General features: G+C 61.8%; 16 protein-coding genes. 6 read left to right on the top strand and 10 right to left on the bottom strand.

Annotated elements, in window-relative coordinates; genetic code table 11:
• Positions 1 to 135: 135 nt before the first annotated feature.
• Positions 136 to 999, bottom strand: coding sequence for a universal stress protein (locus ACIPZC_RS22720; protein ID WP_400629684.1), 864 nt, complete (start codon positions 997 to 999; stop codon positions 136 to 138).
• Positions 1,000 to 1,153: 154 nt separating this feature from the next.
• Here ACIPZC_RS22720 and ACIPZC_RS22715 point away from each other — a divergent pair, with 154 nt between their 5' ends.
• Positions 1,154 to 1,771, top strand: a complete 618-nt coding sequence (locus tag ACIPZC_RS22715) for a tRNA-(ms[2]io[6]A)-hydroxylase (RefSeq protein ID WP_241805442.1) — start codon at positions 1,154 to 1,156, stop codon at positions 1,769 to 1,771.
• A gap of 32 nt (positions 1,772 to 1,803) precedes the next feature.
• On the opposite strand, the gene ACIPZC_RS22710 is transcribed toward ACIPZC_RS22715, so the two are convergent.
• Positions 1,804 to 2,229, bottom strand: coding sequence for a YqjD family protein (locus tag ACIPZC_RS22710; RefSeq protein WP_400629696.1), 426 nt, complete (start codon positions 2,227 to 2,229; stop codon positions 1,804 to 1,806).
• A gap of 20 nt (positions 2,230 to 2,249) precedes the next feature.
• Between ACIPZC_RS22710 and ACIPZC_RS22705 the strand changes: the two genes are divergently transcribed.
• Entirely contained in the window at positions 2,250 to 2,513 is a 264-nt protein-coding gene (locus ACIPZC_RS22705) for a hypothetical protein (RefSeq protein WP_241805440.1), read from the top strand.
• Positions 2,514 to 2,527: 14 nt separating this feature from the next.
• Here the strand turns inward: ACIPZC_RS22705 and ACIPZC_RS22700 are convergent, their stop codons facing one another.
• Positions 2,528 to 3,016 carry an LEA type 2 family protein gene (locus tag ACIPZC_RS22700; protein ID WP_241805439.1) on the bottom strand — a complete coding sequence of 163 codons (489 nt, stop codon included), beginning with the start codon at positions 3,014 to 3,016 and terminating at the stop codon, positions 2,528 to 2,530.
• A gap of 262 nt (positions 3,017 to 3,278) precedes the next feature.
• Between ACIPZC_RS22700 and ACIPZC_RS22695 the strand changes: the two genes are divergently transcribed.
• The 4 genes from ACIPZC_RS22695 (at position 3,279) to ACIPZC_RS22680 (ending at position 6,569) form a co-directional block, all read left to right on the top strand.
• Entirely contained in the window at positions 3,279 to 3,596 is a 318-nt protein-coding gene (locus ACIPZC_RS22695) for a hypothetical protein (RefSeq protein ID WP_400629681.1), read from the top strand.
• A 23-nt stretch (positions 3,597 to 3,619) separates the two neighbouring features.
• On the top strand, positions 3,620 to 4,768 hold the full coding sequence (locus tag ACIPZC_RS22690; protein ID WP_400629679.1) for a PQQ-dependent sugar dehydrogenase: 1,149 nt from the start codon (positions 3,620 to 3,622) through the stop codon (positions 4,766 to 4,768).
• Positions 4,769 to 4,871: 103 nt separating this feature from the next.
• Positions 4,872 to 5,978, top strand: a complete 1,107-nt coding sequence (gene zapE / locus ACIPZC_RS22685; protein WP_400629677.1) for a cell division protein ZapE — start codon at positions 4,872 to 4,874, stop codon at positions 5,976 to 5,978.
• Between the two features lie 12 nt (positions 5,979 to 5,990).
• The gene (locus ACIPZC_RS22680) at positions 5,991 to 6,569 is read left to right on the top strand and encodes a DinB family protein (RefSeq protein ID WP_400629675.1); all 579 of its coding nucleotides are present in this window, start codon (positions 5,991 to 5,993) and stop codon (positions 6,567 to 6,569) included.
• Between the two features lie 24 nt (positions 6,570 to 6,593).
• Here the strand turns inward: ACIPZC_RS22680 and ACIPZC_RS22675 are convergent, their stop codons facing one another.
• From ACIPZC_RS22675 to ACIPZC_RS22645, 7 genes are all read right to left on the bottom strand, one after another.
• Positions 6,594 to 8,558: a DNA topoisomerase III gene (locus ACIPZC_RS22675; RefSeq protein WP_400629673.1), complete on the bottom strand. Its 1,965-nt coding sequence runs from the start codon at positions 8,556 to 8,558 to the stop codon at positions 6,594 to 6,596.
• Positions 8,559 to 8,790: 232 nt separating this feature from the next.
• Positions 8,791 to 9,225 carry a GNAT family N-acetyltransferase gene (locus tag ACIPZC_RS22670; RefSeq protein WP_012315260.1) on the bottom strand — a complete coding sequence of 145 codons (435 nt, stop codon included), beginning with the start codon at positions 9,223 to 9,225 and terminating at the stop codon, positions 8,791 to 8,793.
• Positions 9,218 to 10,384, bottom strand: coding sequence for a cupin domain-containing protein (locus ACIPZC_RS22665; RefSeq protein WP_039604938.1), 1,167 nt, complete (start codon positions 10,382 to 10,384; stop codon positions 9,218 to 9,220). The genes ACIPZC_RS22670 and ACIPZC_RS22665 overlap by 8 nt, the downstream gene beginning before the upstream one ends.
• Before the next feature lie 81 nt (positions 10,385 to 10,465).
• Positions 10,466 to 11,836, bottom strand: coding sequence for an adenylosuccinate lyase (purB, locus tag ACIPZC_RS22660; RefSeq protein ID WP_241805432.1), 1,371 nt, complete (start codon positions 11,834 to 11,836; stop codon positions 10,466 to 10,468).
• A gap of 135 nt (positions 11,837 to 11,971) precedes the next feature.
• Entirely contained in the window at positions 11,972 to 12,598 is a 627-nt protein-coding gene (gene hflD / locus ACIPZC_RS22655; RefSeq protein WP_241805431.1) for a high frequency lysogenization protein HflD, read from the bottom strand.
• Complete coding sequence (gene mnmA, locus ACIPZC_RS22650) at positions 12,595 to 13,719, bottom strand: tRNA 2-thiouridine(34) synthase MnmA (protein WP_267817219.1); 1,125 nt, start codon at positions 13,717 to 13,719, stop codon at positions 12,595 to 12,597. Before mnmA ends, hflD begins: the two co-directional genes overlap by 4 nt.
• A gap of 59 nt (positions 13,720 to 13,778) precedes the next feature.
• The gene (locus ACIPZC_RS22645; protein ID WP_400629669.1) at positions 13,779 to 14,219 is read right to left on the bottom strand and encodes an NUDIX hydrolase; all 441 of its coding nucleotides are present in this window, start codon (positions 14,217 to 14,219) and stop codon (positions 13,779 to 13,781) included.
• Positions 14,220 to 14,320 lie beyond the last annotated feature (101 nt).

Below are 14,320 nucleotides of genomic sequence, written 5' to 3'. Positions count from 1 at the left end.
AGTAGTGAAACGATGCATCGCCGATGGTAGTGTGGGGTTTCCCCATGTGAGAGTAGGTCATCGTCAAGATTCATTTCGCAAAACCCCTATCTGCGTGAGCAGGTAGGGGTTTTGTCTTTGTGCGCGGAAACGTTTTTAGCCTCGGGCCAGTTCAGCCAGGTGCGCGATCGCCTCTTCGCTTTTGAGCACCAGCACATCGCCCACAAGGGTATCCAGCACGACTTCAGAGGTGTTGCCGATCAGGGCGCCAGAGATGCCCGTGCGCGCGACAGTGCCAATGACCGTGACCACTGCATCGAGCTTCTGCTCAATATGCGGTATCAGCACATCCGCAGGGCCCTCTGCGACATGCAGGCGATCCTCGCTGATATCGTATTCGGCCTGGAAAGCCCTGCACGCCTCTCGGTAGCGTTTTTCGATGGTCTCACTGAGCTGGTAGACCGGGTCGGATGCCGCCAGCATGGGGGAGGGATGCGCAGTGATCACGTGCAGTTCACCCTTGGCCAGGCTGGCGATGTCATAGCCATGCTCGATGATGCTGGCATGCAGCCGCCGATGGTCTTCATCATCGTTGCCGACATCCACGGCAGCCAGAATTATGCCTTCCGTCCAAGGCCGCTCGCTCTTGACCATCAACACTGCGCAAGGGCACTGGCGTAGAAGTTTCCAGTCGCTTGGCGTCAGCAATGCCTTGCGCAGGGGGTTGTCCGGCCGGTGCTCCTTGATCACCAGGTCACAACCTTCAGCCTGTTGAACGGCAATGATCGACTCATGCAGGCTCTCCCTCCAGTTCTGTTCGTGAGAGACGTTAGTGTAGCCATCGTCGTGTAGCTGACTGCTAAGCAAGCTGAGCAGTGCGCTGTGATCCTGTTTTTTGTCGCACATCAGCAAGTGCAGGCGCGCGCCGGTTACGCCGGCTATCAGCTTGGCGCGGGTCAACGCACGGCTATGGGCATGATGGGGATCGAGTACCACTAGAATGCTACGGACAGATTGCATGGGCGTGAACTCCCCTGAAAAGGTGGTGGCCTATGCCTGACTATAGTAGGCCGGCCTTGCGTGGCCGTTTGATGTACATCAAGCATAGCCACTGGCGCTCATGATCGGCACCGGTATAATCGCCCGTCCTGCCTGCTGTGTGTGGTTGTACGTTATGTCCCTGATCCCCGAAATAGATGCCTTCCTTGGTTGCAAGACGCCAGACGCCTGGATCGAGGCGGCCATTGCTGACCAGGAAACCTTGCTGATCGACCACAAGAACTGCGAGTTCAAAGCTGCCAGCACGGCGTTGAGCCTGATCGCCAAGTACAACACCCATCTGGACCTGATCAACATGATGTCACGCTTGGCCCGTGAGGAACTGGTACATCATGAGCAGGTGTTGCGTTTGATGAAGCGCCGTGGTGTGCCTTTGCGCCCAGTGTCGGCGGGGCGCTATGCCTCTGGCTTGCGCCGCCTGGTGCGCGCCCATGAGCCAGTCAAACTGGTGGATACCCTGGTGGTAGGTGCCTTTATCGAAGCACGCAGCTGCGAGCGCTTTGCAGCATTGGTCCCGCACCTGGATGATGAGCTCGGCACTTTTTATCACGGCTTGCTTAAAAGTGAAGCGCGCCACTACCAAGGCTACCTGAAACTCGCCCATCAGTATGGCGATGAAGCAGATATCGCCCAGCGGGTTCAGCGGGTGCGTGAGGCGGAAGCAGATCTGATCCTGTCTGCGGATCAGGAACTGCGTTTCCACAGTGGTATTCCGATGGCGCAGGCCGCCTGATGTGCAACAGCCGGCACTGCGCCTGGTATCGGTTAGTGACGGCGGCCCAGTAGCAAGCCAATTACCAGGCCAAACCCGGCAGAGACCGCAACGGTTTGCCATGGGTGGCCGCCGATATATTCGTTTGTAGCGTCTACTACCGGTTGGGCTTTGGCGCGCACCTGTGCGGCCGCCTCTCGAGCCTGGCGAAGTTTCAGGCTGACCTGCGCGCGTAGCGTGTCGGCTTCTTCACCTACCAGGGAGGCGCTGTCGTTGAGCAGCTTCTCGGATTCTTCTATCAATGCCTGCAGCTCACTGAACACCTGATCCTTGATCTGCTCGCTGTTAGCTGCAAAGGCTGATTTTCGGGCCATGAACATGTCCTCGTCGATAGGGGGGTAAGCAATGGATGCCGGTGCGCCGGGAAAGTTGCGCCAGCTTAGCGATGAAGCACCACTACGGTGTAAGATAGCGGCCATTTCAACTGGCAGGTGCATTCATGAGTTTCAATCTGGCCAACAGGAGCTTCGAGGAACGGGCACAGATCGAGGCAGAAAAGGCGCGGCTGTTCGAACTGTGGCAGAACAACCTGGGCAAGGCGAAGGCTGACGCAGCCCGGCTGATTTCGGAAAAGCCGCGTCGCAAGGGCAAATGGGCTGAATGGGTACGTGCCGAGCTGGACGGCATGTCGCCGCCTGAATACGCCAGCATGGTACGCAGCGAGGTAAACAAGATGATGGCTGCTGCCAGCACCAACCGCTGATGATCCGCGGCCTGTCACCAGTACACGTTGCCCCCTTTGGGCAGGTCCAGCTTGCCCTCATCGGTAAAGCGCACGGTGCCCAGGGGGCCGCCAGCCAGTTTACCGCGCAGCACATAAGGCATCCCTTGTAGCGAGTCGAGCTTGCTCAGGCCATAGGCCTGGCGCAGGAATGCAAACGCCGTGATGCTCACCGGTACCACCACCACCGCTTCACTGTAACGGCCGATATGCCCCCGCTGGTCGCTGACTCCAGAGGCGAGTGCCTGGCCGTTGACCTCCAGGTTCAGCGCGATGCCGTTGTAGTCGACGGCTGCCTCGTTGGGATTTTGCACGCGCATCTTTACCGCCATGCGCATTTCCAATTCTTGACCCGGCAAGGGTTCGATGCCGATCACGCTGATGTTCAGCGGGTCGCGTGCCTGGAGCAAAGCGCAGGCGTTCAGCACACCAGCCAGCAACAAGACCAGCAGCAATCGGGCGTAGCGTTGCAAAACGGCAGTCATGAAAATGGACCTTGCCAATGGAAACCGGCCTTGAGTGTGGCAAATGTCAGCCGGTGTTGAAAGCAGCGGTTCTGCTGCTGGGATGCCGCAACCGCTACCTTCGACCATCCGAAGCCTACGCCTGGCATATTCTGCAGGTGCTCAGGGCTGCCTGAGGTTCATACTGAAACATCGCGAATCGCATTCACCCTTTTTCTGCGAACGCCTCACGCCTTAGGCTATCAAATGCACGAGGCGCACCTTTTCGTACACGAGGTGGAGTATGAATCTTACATTGCCGGCCCTGGCCGTCGGCCTGTTGCTGGGCCTGCCTGTACAGGCAGCGTCGCTACAGCCTTTGCTGCTTGCTGCCAGTAGTAACAACCCCTACAACAGCCCGATCCAGCGGGCCAACCCTAACAGCCGCCAAGGCAGCCTACCTGTCACGCCACCAGTGCGCGGCCCTTCGACCCAGCCGATCCAGCGCACACCTAGCCTGGACAACCGCGGCATCGGTAATGGTGACAATTTGCGCCGCCAGCAGCAGACGCCGAACCTGGAACCCACCCGCCCACCGCGTGACACCCAGCGCGCGCCCTGAGCCGCCACTCAAAGGAATTCTGCATGATCAAAGCTACCTGGCTGACCACGCTTACCGCTGCCGCAATGCTGCCGCTGCTCGTGCATGCCGCCGCCGAGAAGCGCTTTCCCAGCGAGGAGGGGCAGGTGACCGTCAGTACCGTAGCGGACGGCTTGCGCAACCCCTGGGCATTGGCGTTCCTGCCGGGCGGTAAGGATATGCTGGTGACCGAACGCTCCGGTAATCTGCGTGTGGTCAATGCCGAAGGCAAGGTCGGCCCTCCCATAAGCGGGGTGCCCAACGTCTGGGCTGAGGGCCAGGGCGGCCTGCTCGACGTAGTGTTATCACCTGAGTTCGCCCAAGATCGTACGATTTACCTGTCGTATGCCGAAGAGGGCAGTGATGGCAAGGCCGGCACTGCGGTTGGCCGTGGTCAACTGTCCCAAGATCGCGCACGTTTGGAAAATTTCGAGGTGATCTTCCGCCAGCAACCCAAGCTTTCGGTGGGCAATCACTTTGGCTCGCGCCTGGTCTTCGATCGGAATGGCTACCTGTTCGTCGCGCTGGGCGAGAACAACCAGCGCGCCACCTCCCAGGACCTGGACAAGCTGCAGGGCAAGGTTGTGCGCATCCTGCCCGATGGTGAAGTGCCCAAAGACAATCCCTTCGTCGGTAAAGACGGCGTGCGCCCTGAAATATGGTCGTTCGGCCACCGGAACCAGCAAGGTGCAGCGCTCAACCCTTGGACCGGCAAGCTGTGGACGCACGAGCATGGCCCCCGCGGCGGTGATGAGATAAACATCCCGCAGGCTGGGAAGAATTATGGTTGGCCAATCGCTACTCATGGCATCAACTATTCACTGCTGCCAATCCCTGAGGCCAAGGGCGAACATGTGGACGGTATGGTCGATCCGCATCATGTTTGGGAAAAGTCGCCAGGTATCAGCGGCATGGCTTTTTACGACAGCCCCACGTTCAAGGCTTGGGACCACAATCTGTTCATCGGCGCGCTGGCCACTCAAGAGCTGATTCGCCTGCAGCTCGATGGCGACAAGGTCGTCCATGAAGAGCGCCTGTTAGGGGATTTGAAAACGCGAATCCGTGATGTGCGGGTTGGGCCGGATGGTTACCTGTACGTGCTCACCGATGAAAAGGACGGGATGCTGCTGAAAGTTGGCCTGAGCCAGGGCTGAAAACGCTTCCGGGATGTACTGACCTGTCGCTGGCGAACTTCTGAGCTGAAGTACAGTAGCGGCCCTGGCTTGCCGGCGATGGGCTCGATCAACATAATGCGGCATGGCCTTAGACCCCAAAACGCTCTATCAGCAGGCCCTTGCCGAGCAAGGCTATGTCCCCGACCCGGAGCAGGCTCAGGCCGTCTATGCCTTGCAAGCCTGTTTCGAGGCCCTGGAGGGCGGTCGCCCCGCTCGGGGCCTTTACCTGTGGGGGCCGGTCGGCCGCGGCAAGACCTGGCTCATGGACTTGTTCCACCGCTGCCTGAGCATTGGCGCCCGGCGGCAGCACTTCCACCATTTCATGGCGTGGGTCCACCAACGGCTGTTTCAACTCAATGGCACCGCTGATCCGCTGCAGGCGCTTGCCCGAGCGCTGGCGGCGGAGATCCGCGTGCTGTGCTTCGATGAGCTTTTTGTCAGCGACATCGCAGATGCAATCATTCTCGGTCGCCTGTTCCAGGTGTTGTTCGATCATGGTGTGGTAGTGGTTGCCACCTCCAATCAACCGCCGCAGTTGCTGTACCAAGACGGTTTCAATCGCGATCGTTTTCTGCCGGCTATCACCGCTATAGAGCGGCACATGCAAGTGCTGGCGGTGGCAGGCGAACTGGACCATCGTCTTCACCCTGGGGCCGCACACCAGCGCTACTGGGTGGCTGAAGCTGGCAAGGCAAAGGCGCTTGAGGCGGTGTTCAGGCAGCTCAGCCCCGACGATCCGGGCACTGCGCTGCCGTTCGCAGTGGGCGCACGGCAGATCCGGGTGATCCGGCGTAGCTCACAAGCGATCTGGTGTCGCTTTGCCGATCTCTGCGAGCAGCCAATGGCAGCAATGGAATTCATGGCGCTGTGCGATCAGTTTCCGGCGATCCTGGTCGAAGGCATTCCAGCCCTGAGCGGCGAGCAGCAGGCCGGGCGTATCGCCCGTGGTACCGAGGACGGTGCCGCACGGGTGCAAGCCGGTGATCGGCAACTGCCGGCGCTGGCGGCCAAGGATGACGCCGTGCGCCGCTTCATTGCGCTGGTCGACGAATGCTACGACCGCAGGGTGGCGCTGTACCTTGAGGCGCAGGTTCCGCTTGAAGCGCTCTACACTCAAGGGTATCTGGCCTTCCCGTACCAAAGGACCCTAAGCCGGCTACGGGAGATGCAACTGCAACGCTTCGCCTGAAGGAGCCGAACCATGGAGCCGCTGTCGCATCATCTGCTGACCCAGGCCTATAACAATGGCTGGGCCAACCACCGCCTGTACAAGGCCTGTCTGCAACTGACCCAGGACGAGTTCGTCGCCCCCCGGTGCAGCTTCTTTCCGTCGATCAAGGCCACCCTCAACCATTTGCTGACGGTGGACTGGTTCTATCTGCACATGCTCGAGTGCGAGCAGCGTGGCGAGGCGCCTGCGGCCGACGGTGAACGCTTCTTCGAGCCGGAGCAGCCTTTTGCCACGTGCACCGACCTGCACGCCGAACAGGCCCAGGCCGACCACCGGCTGATCGCTTACTGCAGTGTGCTGAGCGACGACCAGTTATCGCGCTACGTGAGCATCGTGAGGCCCGACCGTGTGCAGCGTGAACAGCGCCTGCGCTTGCTTGCACACCTTTTCGAGCACCAGATCCATCACCGTGGCCAGGTCCATGCCATGCTCAGCGATACAGCGGTGCGCCCGCCCCAGCTCGATGAGTTCTTCTGTGAGGAAGAGGCCGGTTTGCGAGTGCATGATTTTGCCGAGCTTGGCTGGAGCGAGGATCGCGTCTGGAAGTGAGGCCGTGCTGCACTGGCTGACTATTCAGTTGGCGGCTTTGCGCCGGGGTTGCCGCGGCTTGCTGCCTGTAGCCTTGGCACCGTTAGCTGCAGGTTTGCCTTTGCCACCGCTGCGGCGCTTTTTCTTCCACGGCGCCGCCTTGCCCACCGCTGGCCCGTTGATGGTCATGCGCATGCCGCTGCAGCGCTCCACCAGTTTGCCCATCCATGCCGACTGCCGAGCAACGAAGTCCTCCAGGCTCATTTCACCATTTTGCACCATGTCCAGCGCCTGTTCCCAGATTGCCGTGGTACCTGGGTCGGCGATGGCGCGTGGCACGGCGTCGATCAGGCTGAAGGCGGCAGGGGTGGCGGCCAGTGCCTTGCCGTTCTTGACCAGATAGCCGCGGTCGAGCAGGCCCTGGATGATGCTGGCCCGGGTCGCCTCGGTGCCGATGCCGGTGGTTTCCTTGAGCTTCTGTTTCAGCCGCGGGTCGTCCACCAGCTTGGCGACGTTCTTCATGGCCTTGATCAGGTCGCCTTCGGTGAAGGGTTTGGGCGGTTGGGTCCACAGGTCCTTCAACTGCAGGCCCTGTACGGCGCAGTCCTGGCCCTCGCACAATGTGGGCAGCACTTGCGCCGGCGGCGCTTCGCGACCTTTGGCTGGAGCCAGCGCCTCGGGTAATGCGCGGCGCCAGCCCGGCTCCGCGATCTGCTTGCCCACTGCACGCAGGGCATGGCCTGCACAGTCGAACTCGGCCTGGGTGCGATCATACTCGTGGTTAGGCAGGAACTGGGCCAGGTAGCGGGCGCGGATCAGGGTGTAGACCGCCTTGTGCTTGGCTGGCAAGCGTGACGGGTCGCTGGCGGCCGCAGTAGGGATGATGCCGTGGTGCGCGGTGACTTTGGCATCGTTCCAGGCCCGCGAGCGGCGGTGCGGCGCAAGGTGCGCTTGCAGCGGCGCCAGGCTGCTATCGGCTCGCTGCAATGCAGCAAGGATTGCCGGCGCTTCGCTGTGCTGGCTGAGGGGCAGGTAACCGCAATCGCTGCGTGGGTAGGTGATCAGCTTGTGGGTTTCGTACAGGGCCTGGGCAATGTCGAGGGTTTCCTGGGCACCAAGGCCGAATTTCTTTGAGCACAGTTCCTGCAGGGTGCCGAGGTCGAAGGGCAGGGGGGCTGCCTCGCGTACACGTTCTGTGGCCACCTTGATCACCCGTGCAGTACGGGCGTTGCCGATGTCTGTGGCGGCCTGTTGGGCCAGCGCCTGGTCAAGGCAGCGGCCCTGGTCGTCGCAGATCTGTTGTGGCGCTCGCCACTGGGCGTTGAAGCCCATGCCGGCATGCTCGAGTTGCACGTCGATGGCCCAGAACGGTAACGGTACGAAATCGGCGATGCTGCGGTCGCGGTCCACCACCAGGCGCAGGGTAGGTGTTTGTACCCGGCCCACCGGTAGCACACCCTGGTAGCCCGACTGGCGGCCCAATAGGGTGAACAGCCGGCTCATGTTCATGCCGATGAGCCAGTCGGCGCGTGAGCGGCCCAGCGCCGAGTGATAGAGGTTGAAGGTATCCTGCCCCGGCAGCAGGCGCGCCAAGGCCTTGCGAATCGAGGCATCGTCCAGAGCGGACAGCCACAGGCGCTGTATGGGCCCACGGTAGCGACAATGCTCGACCAGTTCGCGGGCGATCATTTCGCCTTCGCGGTCGGCATCGGTGGCGATTACCAGTTCGCGTGCCTCGCCGAGCAAGCGCTTGACGGCCTTGAACTGGCTGGCGGTCTTGGGCTTGACCAGCATCTTCCATTTGTCTGGAATGATTGGCAGGTCGGCGAGGTTCCAGCGCTTGTAGCGTTCGTCGTAGCTGTCGGGCGGCGCGGTTTCCAACAGGTGGCCGATGCACCAGGTGACGCAGACGTCTGTGCCTTGCCAGCAGCCGTCGCCCTTGCGGTTGGCACCTAGGATCTTGGCGATGTCTTTTGCCTGGGAGGGTTTTTCGCAGAGGAACAGGCGCATGGCCGGGACGCTTTATCGAGAGTGATAGGCACTAGGATGCGCAAGCGCGGGCGCGGAGGCAAGTTTTATCTGGATGGATGTACAGGTTTTTATCAGTGAGGATGTTGCTGCGACCACCGTCCTCGCGCCGGCAAGCCGGCCCCCACAGGTGTATCACCGCTCCTGAAAGCTATGAGGTATGTGGGGGAGCCGGCATGCCGGCGAGAGGGCCGGTGAGGTCAGCCGCTAGGAATCAGGCGATCTCGCGGGAGTCGCGCACCATGTCAACATGCGGGATGCCGGCTTCAAGGAATTCCTCGCTGACCACGCGAAAGCCCAGTCGCTCGTAGAATGGCGTGGCATGCACTTGGGCGCTGAGCATCTGTTGCTTGAGGTCACGGTTCTGCGCCTCGAGGATGACCGCATTGACCAGTGCATCGCCAACCTTCAGCCCGCGCCAGTCCTTGAGCACCGAGATGCGCCCGATGGTACCGTCGGCCAGCAGGCGGGCAGTGCCAATTGGGTAATCGCCTTCCAGCGCCAGAAAATGCAGCGCGTCCTGGTCTTCCGAGTCGAACTCCAGCTCAGGTGGAATGTGCTGTTCGGCGACGAACACCGCTTCACGGATACGCCGGATATCGGCGTTGTCTTTCTGCCAATCGGCGAGGCGCACGCGAATCTTATTCATTGGCGAATCCCAGGCTTCCTTGTTTGATCAACTGCTGTACTAGCATAAGGCCGTCTTCATCCTCCAGCCACTGTGCAAGGTTGTCGATGTGTAACGCGTCGGCGGCACACACCAGCTTCAGCAGCTCGCGCAGTTTGGCGGGCAGCGGGCAGCTGCGGCCGCTGGCGAACAGCATCAGGTCATCGCCAAGCTCCGACCAGGCCATGCGCGCACTTGGGTTGCGAATCAGGATGGCACCGTCTTCGAGTGCTTCGATCAGCTCCTGCTCGTCCAGCTCTTCACCGACGACCTGTTCGGGGTAGCGCGGCTCGGTCATGAACTGGCCGAACCAGGTCAGCAGCAGGTCCTTGTCGTTCATGTGCTTGTCGAGCAGGCCCTTGAGACGGTCGAGGGCGTCGTGCTGGATCTGGTGCGGGTCGCTGGCAGGCTCGGCGTCGGCGTCGCTGTAGCGTTCCTCGTCCGGCAGGAACTGGCCGAGGAAGTCGGTGAAGTGGGTCAGCACTTCGGCGGCGCTTGGCGCGCGGAAACCGACCGAGTAGGTCAGGCAGTCGTCCACGGCTACGCCGTAGTGGGCCAGGCGCGGTGGCAGGTAGAGCATGTCGCCAGGCTCCAGGGTCCATTCGCCGCTCTGTTCGAATTCGGCGAGGATGCGCAGGTCGGCATGGTCCAGCAGCGGGCTGTCGCTGTTGCACATCTGGCCGATCTTCCAGTTGCGCTGGCCGTGGCCTTGCAGCAGGAACACGTCGTAGTTGTCGAAGTGCGGGCCTACGCTGCCACCGGGAGTGGCGAAGCTGATCATCACATCGTCGATGCGCCAGCTTGGCAGGAAGCGGAAGTGCTCCAGTAGTTCGGCCACTTCAGGTACGAACTGGTCGACCGCCTGAACCAGCAGGGTCCAGTCTTTCTCAGGCAGGTCGGCGAAGGTGTCTTCGTTGAACGGGCCGCGGCGCAGCTCCCACGGGTGGGCGCCGTGCTCGAGCACGATGCGCGACTCGACTTCCTCTTCCAGAGCCAGGCCGGCCAGCTCGTCGGGGTCGATCGGGCTTTCGAAGTCCGGGAATGCCTGGCGCACCAGCAGCGGCTTCTTCTGCCAGTAGTCGCGCATGAATTCACGGGCCGAGATGCCGCCGAGCAGCTGCAGTGGAGTATCAGGATTCATGTTCAACCTATTGAAAAAACGTAATTTTCGTCCGGGAATAAAAACGCCCGGCCAGGCCGGGCGTTGAACTCGACGCTTAGCTTAGATGCGTTTGGCCTGCGCTACGGCGTTACCGATGTAGCTGGCAGGGGTCAACTGCTTGAGCTCGGCCTTGGCTTCGGCTGGCATGTCCAGGCCGTCGATGAAGGTCAGCAGTGCTTCTGGGGTGATGCCCTTGCCACGGGTCAGCTCCTTGAGCTTCTCGTAGGGGTTCTCGATGTTGAAGCGGCGCATCACGGTCTGGATCGGCTCGGCGAGGACTTCCCAGCAGGCGTCCAGGTCGGCGGCGATACGTGCGGCGTTGACTTCCAGCTTGCCGATGCCTTTGAGGCTGGCTTCATAGGCGATGACGCTGTGAGCGAAGCCCACACCCAGGTTGCGCAGCACGGTGGAGTCGGTCAGGTCACGCTGCCAGCGCGAGATCGGCAGCTTGCTGGCCAAGTGCTGGAACAGTGCGTTGGCGATACCCAGGTTGCCTTCGGAGTTTTCGAAGTCGATCGGGTTGACCTTGTGCGGCATGGTCGACGAGCCGATTTCACCAGCGACGGTCTTCTGCTTGAAGTAGCCCAGCGAGATGTAGCCCCAGACGTCGCGGTCGAAGTCGATGAGGATGGTGTTGAAGCGGGCGATGGCGTCGAACAGCTCGGCGATGTAGTCGTGCGGCTCGATCTGGGTGGTGTACGGGTTGAACACCAGGCCCAGTTCGTCTTCGATGAAGGCGCGGGCGTTCTCTTCCCAGTCGATCTGCGAGTAGGCCGACAGGTGGGCGTTGTAGTTGCCCACGGCACCGTTGATCTTACCCAGCAGCGGCACAGCGGCCACTTGAGCGATCTGGCGCTCCAGGCGGTAGACGACGTTGGCCAGCTCTTTACCCAGCGTGGTCGGCGAAGCCGGCTGGCCGTGGGTGCGCGACAGCATCGGCACGTCGGCGTGCGCATGGGCCAGGGCGCGGATGGCATCAGCAATCTGACGCATCAGTGGCAGCAGCACGTCATCGCGGCCAGCACGCAGCATCAGGGCGTGGGACAGGTTGTTGATGTCCTCACTGGTGCAGGCGAAGTGGATGAATTCGCTGACTTTGGCCAACTCAGGCAGTTGCGCAGCCTGCTCCTTGAGGAGGTACTCGATCGCCTTGACGTCATGGTTGGTGGTGCGCTCGATTTCCTTGACGCGTTCAGCGTGCTCGAGCTTGAAGTCGGTGGCCAGGCTGTCCAGCAGGGCGTTGGCTTCGGCGGAGAACGCCGGCACTTCGCCGATCTGCGGGTGGGCGGCCAGGCGCTGCAGCCAGCGCACTTCGACCAGGGCGCGGAAACGGATCAGGCCGAATTCGCTGAAAATGGGGCGCAAGGCCTGGGTTTTGCCGGCATAACGGCCGTCTACAGGGGAAACCGCAGTGAGCGAAGAGAGCTGCATGGGGTGTTCTCGGACAGTCAGGCTTTTGGAGGGCGCATATCATACATGAAAAATGCGCCGAGGTCGGGTGGCTGACCAAAGGTCAGCCCAATCTGGATCGGGTGGCAGTCGCTGTGCAAACAGGCAGCTCAGCCCTCAGCTGGGGCTGCGCATCATATCGTACAGCTCGTTGAGCAACTTGCGCCGGCTGAACACCAGCTGCCAGCGGTGCCCGCCCAGCTGGCGCCAAAGGCGTGCGGCGCGTATGCCGGCCAGCAGCAGGGCGCGAATTTTCGAAGCGTTGCTGGCCTGCTGCAGGAAGCGCATGTCGCCATGCACCTGAATGCGCTGGCGCAGGGTGCTCAGGGTGTCCTGATACAACGCGCCGCTGGAGGCGATGACGTTTTCGTGGACCAGGCCGAAATGGTCGGCCTGTGACTGGATCTGCGGCAGGCGGTTGCCAATGGTGTCGAGCAGGTCGCCCCGCTTGTTCAGCTGGCGTTCCAGGCCGAGCATCGACAGCGCATAACGCAGCGGTTCGCGCTGCAGGCTGCTGGGGTCGCGCTCCAGGGCGCCGACCAGGGCGCGATAACCGTCACGCAGGTTGAGGTCGTCGCCACCGAACACCTCCAGGGTGTCCTTGGGGTCGCGCACCAGCAGGCTGCCCAGCATGCAGCCGATATCGGCCTCGCTGGCCTGGCCGGTGCGGGCGATGCGGTCGACCAGCACGGCGGCCTGAAACACCCCGCCCAGGGCAATCAATTGCTCCTGCAGTTTGCTCATGCGCGCGGGCTCCACGGCTCGGCCGTCTCGATCACGCCGCCACCCAGGCACACCTCACCGTCGTAGAACACTACCGACTGGCCAGGGGTAACGGCGCGCTGCGGCTCGTCGAACACGGCGCGGTAGCCGCTTTCGGTCAGTTCCAGGGTGCAGCGCTGGTCGCTCTGGCGGTAGCGCACCTTGGCAGTGAGCGTGCGCGGGCTGCTGAGGTCGATCGGGTTGACCCAGAAGATTTCCGAAGCGAGCAGCGCACGGGAGAACAACCAAGGGTGTTCATTGCCCTGGCCGACCACCAGTACATTGCGGGCCAGGTCTTTGTGCAGCACGTACCACGGCTCGTCGCCTGCGTCTTTCAGGCCGCCGATACCCAAGCCCTGGCGCTGACCAATGGTGTGGTACATCAGGCCGTGGTGGCGGCCGATGACTTCGCCTTCGGTGGTCTGGATCTCACCTGGCTGGGCCGGCAGGTACTGCTTGAGGAAGTCACTGAAACGGCGCTCACCGATGAAGCAGATACCGGTGGAGTCCTTCTTCTTGGCGGTGGCCAGGCCGTGTTTTTCGGCGATGGCGCGGACCTCGGGCTTTTCCAGTTCGCCGACCGGGAACAGGGTGCGAGCGATTTCCTTGCCGCCCACGGCATGCAGGAAATAGCTCTGGTCCTTGTTCGGGTCCAGGCCCTTGAGCAGTTCGGTGATCGCGCCGGTGTCGCGGCGGCGCACGTAATGACCGGTGGCGATCAGGTCTGCCCCCAGCGAAAGCGCGTAGTCGAGAAACGCCTTGAACTTGATTTCGCGGTTGCAGAGGATGTCCGGGTTGGGTGTACGGCCGGCTTTGTATTCTTCGAGGAAATGCTCGAAAACGTTGTCCCAGTATTCAGCAGCGAAGTTGGCGGTATGCAGCTTGATGCCGATGCGGTCGCACACGGCCTGGGCGTCGGCCAGATCTTCCCGGGCGGTGCAGTATTCGGTGCCGTCGTCCTCTTCCCAGTTCTTCATGAACAGACCTTCCACCTGGTAGCCCTGCTCCATGAGCAGAAGGGCGGAGACGGAAGAGTCCACGCCGCCGGACATGCCGACGATGACGCGGGTCTTGGCGGGGTCTTTGAGTGCTGGGCTGGTCATGGCTACCGATGTGTATCAAGGGGGAAAAGCGCCGATTCTATCAAACCCGAGGCTGCGCGTCAGTCGCGCAGCAAGTCGAGGCTGTGCAACGGGCCTGCGAGGTAGTCATCCAGGCAGCGTGGCACCAGTTCGCTGCGCCAGCGGTCGGGGGCGGCCAACAGCTCCTCGCGGGTGAGCCAGACGGCACGGACGATGTCGCTGTCCAGGGCGCGGTCGGCGTGGTGGCGCACGGGGCGTGCGGCGAAGCAGATGCGCTGGTAGGTCACGCCGTTGCTGGGTGCGGTGTACAGGTAGATGCCGACCACGCCGGTGAGCTCGACTTCCCACGCGGTTTCTTCCAGCGTTTCGCGCAGTGCGGCCTGGGGCAGGGTTTCTTCAGGCTCCAGGTGGCCGGCGGGCTGGTTGAACACGTGCTGGCCGGCCTTGAACTCTTCGACGAAGAGGAATTTGTCTGCGTGCTCGACGACAGTGGCGACGGTGATGTGCGGTTGCCAGGACACGGTCGATGTTCTCCGATGGTTGGAAGCTGCAAGCTGCAAGCTGCAAGCTGCAAGCTGCAAGCCACAAGCTACAAGCTACAAGCTACAAGCTACAAGCAAGA

This window comes from Pseudomonas sp. NPDC089743 (assembly GCF_044748785.1).
In the GTDB taxonomy this organism is placed as follows: domain Bacteria; phylum Pseudomonadota; class Gammaproteobacteria; order Pseudomonadales; family Pseudomonadaceae; genus Aquipseudomonas; species Aquipseudomonas putida_X.
Note: the sequence above shows the minus strand (reverse complement) of the source record. Positions and strands in the feature narration are given on the sequence as shown.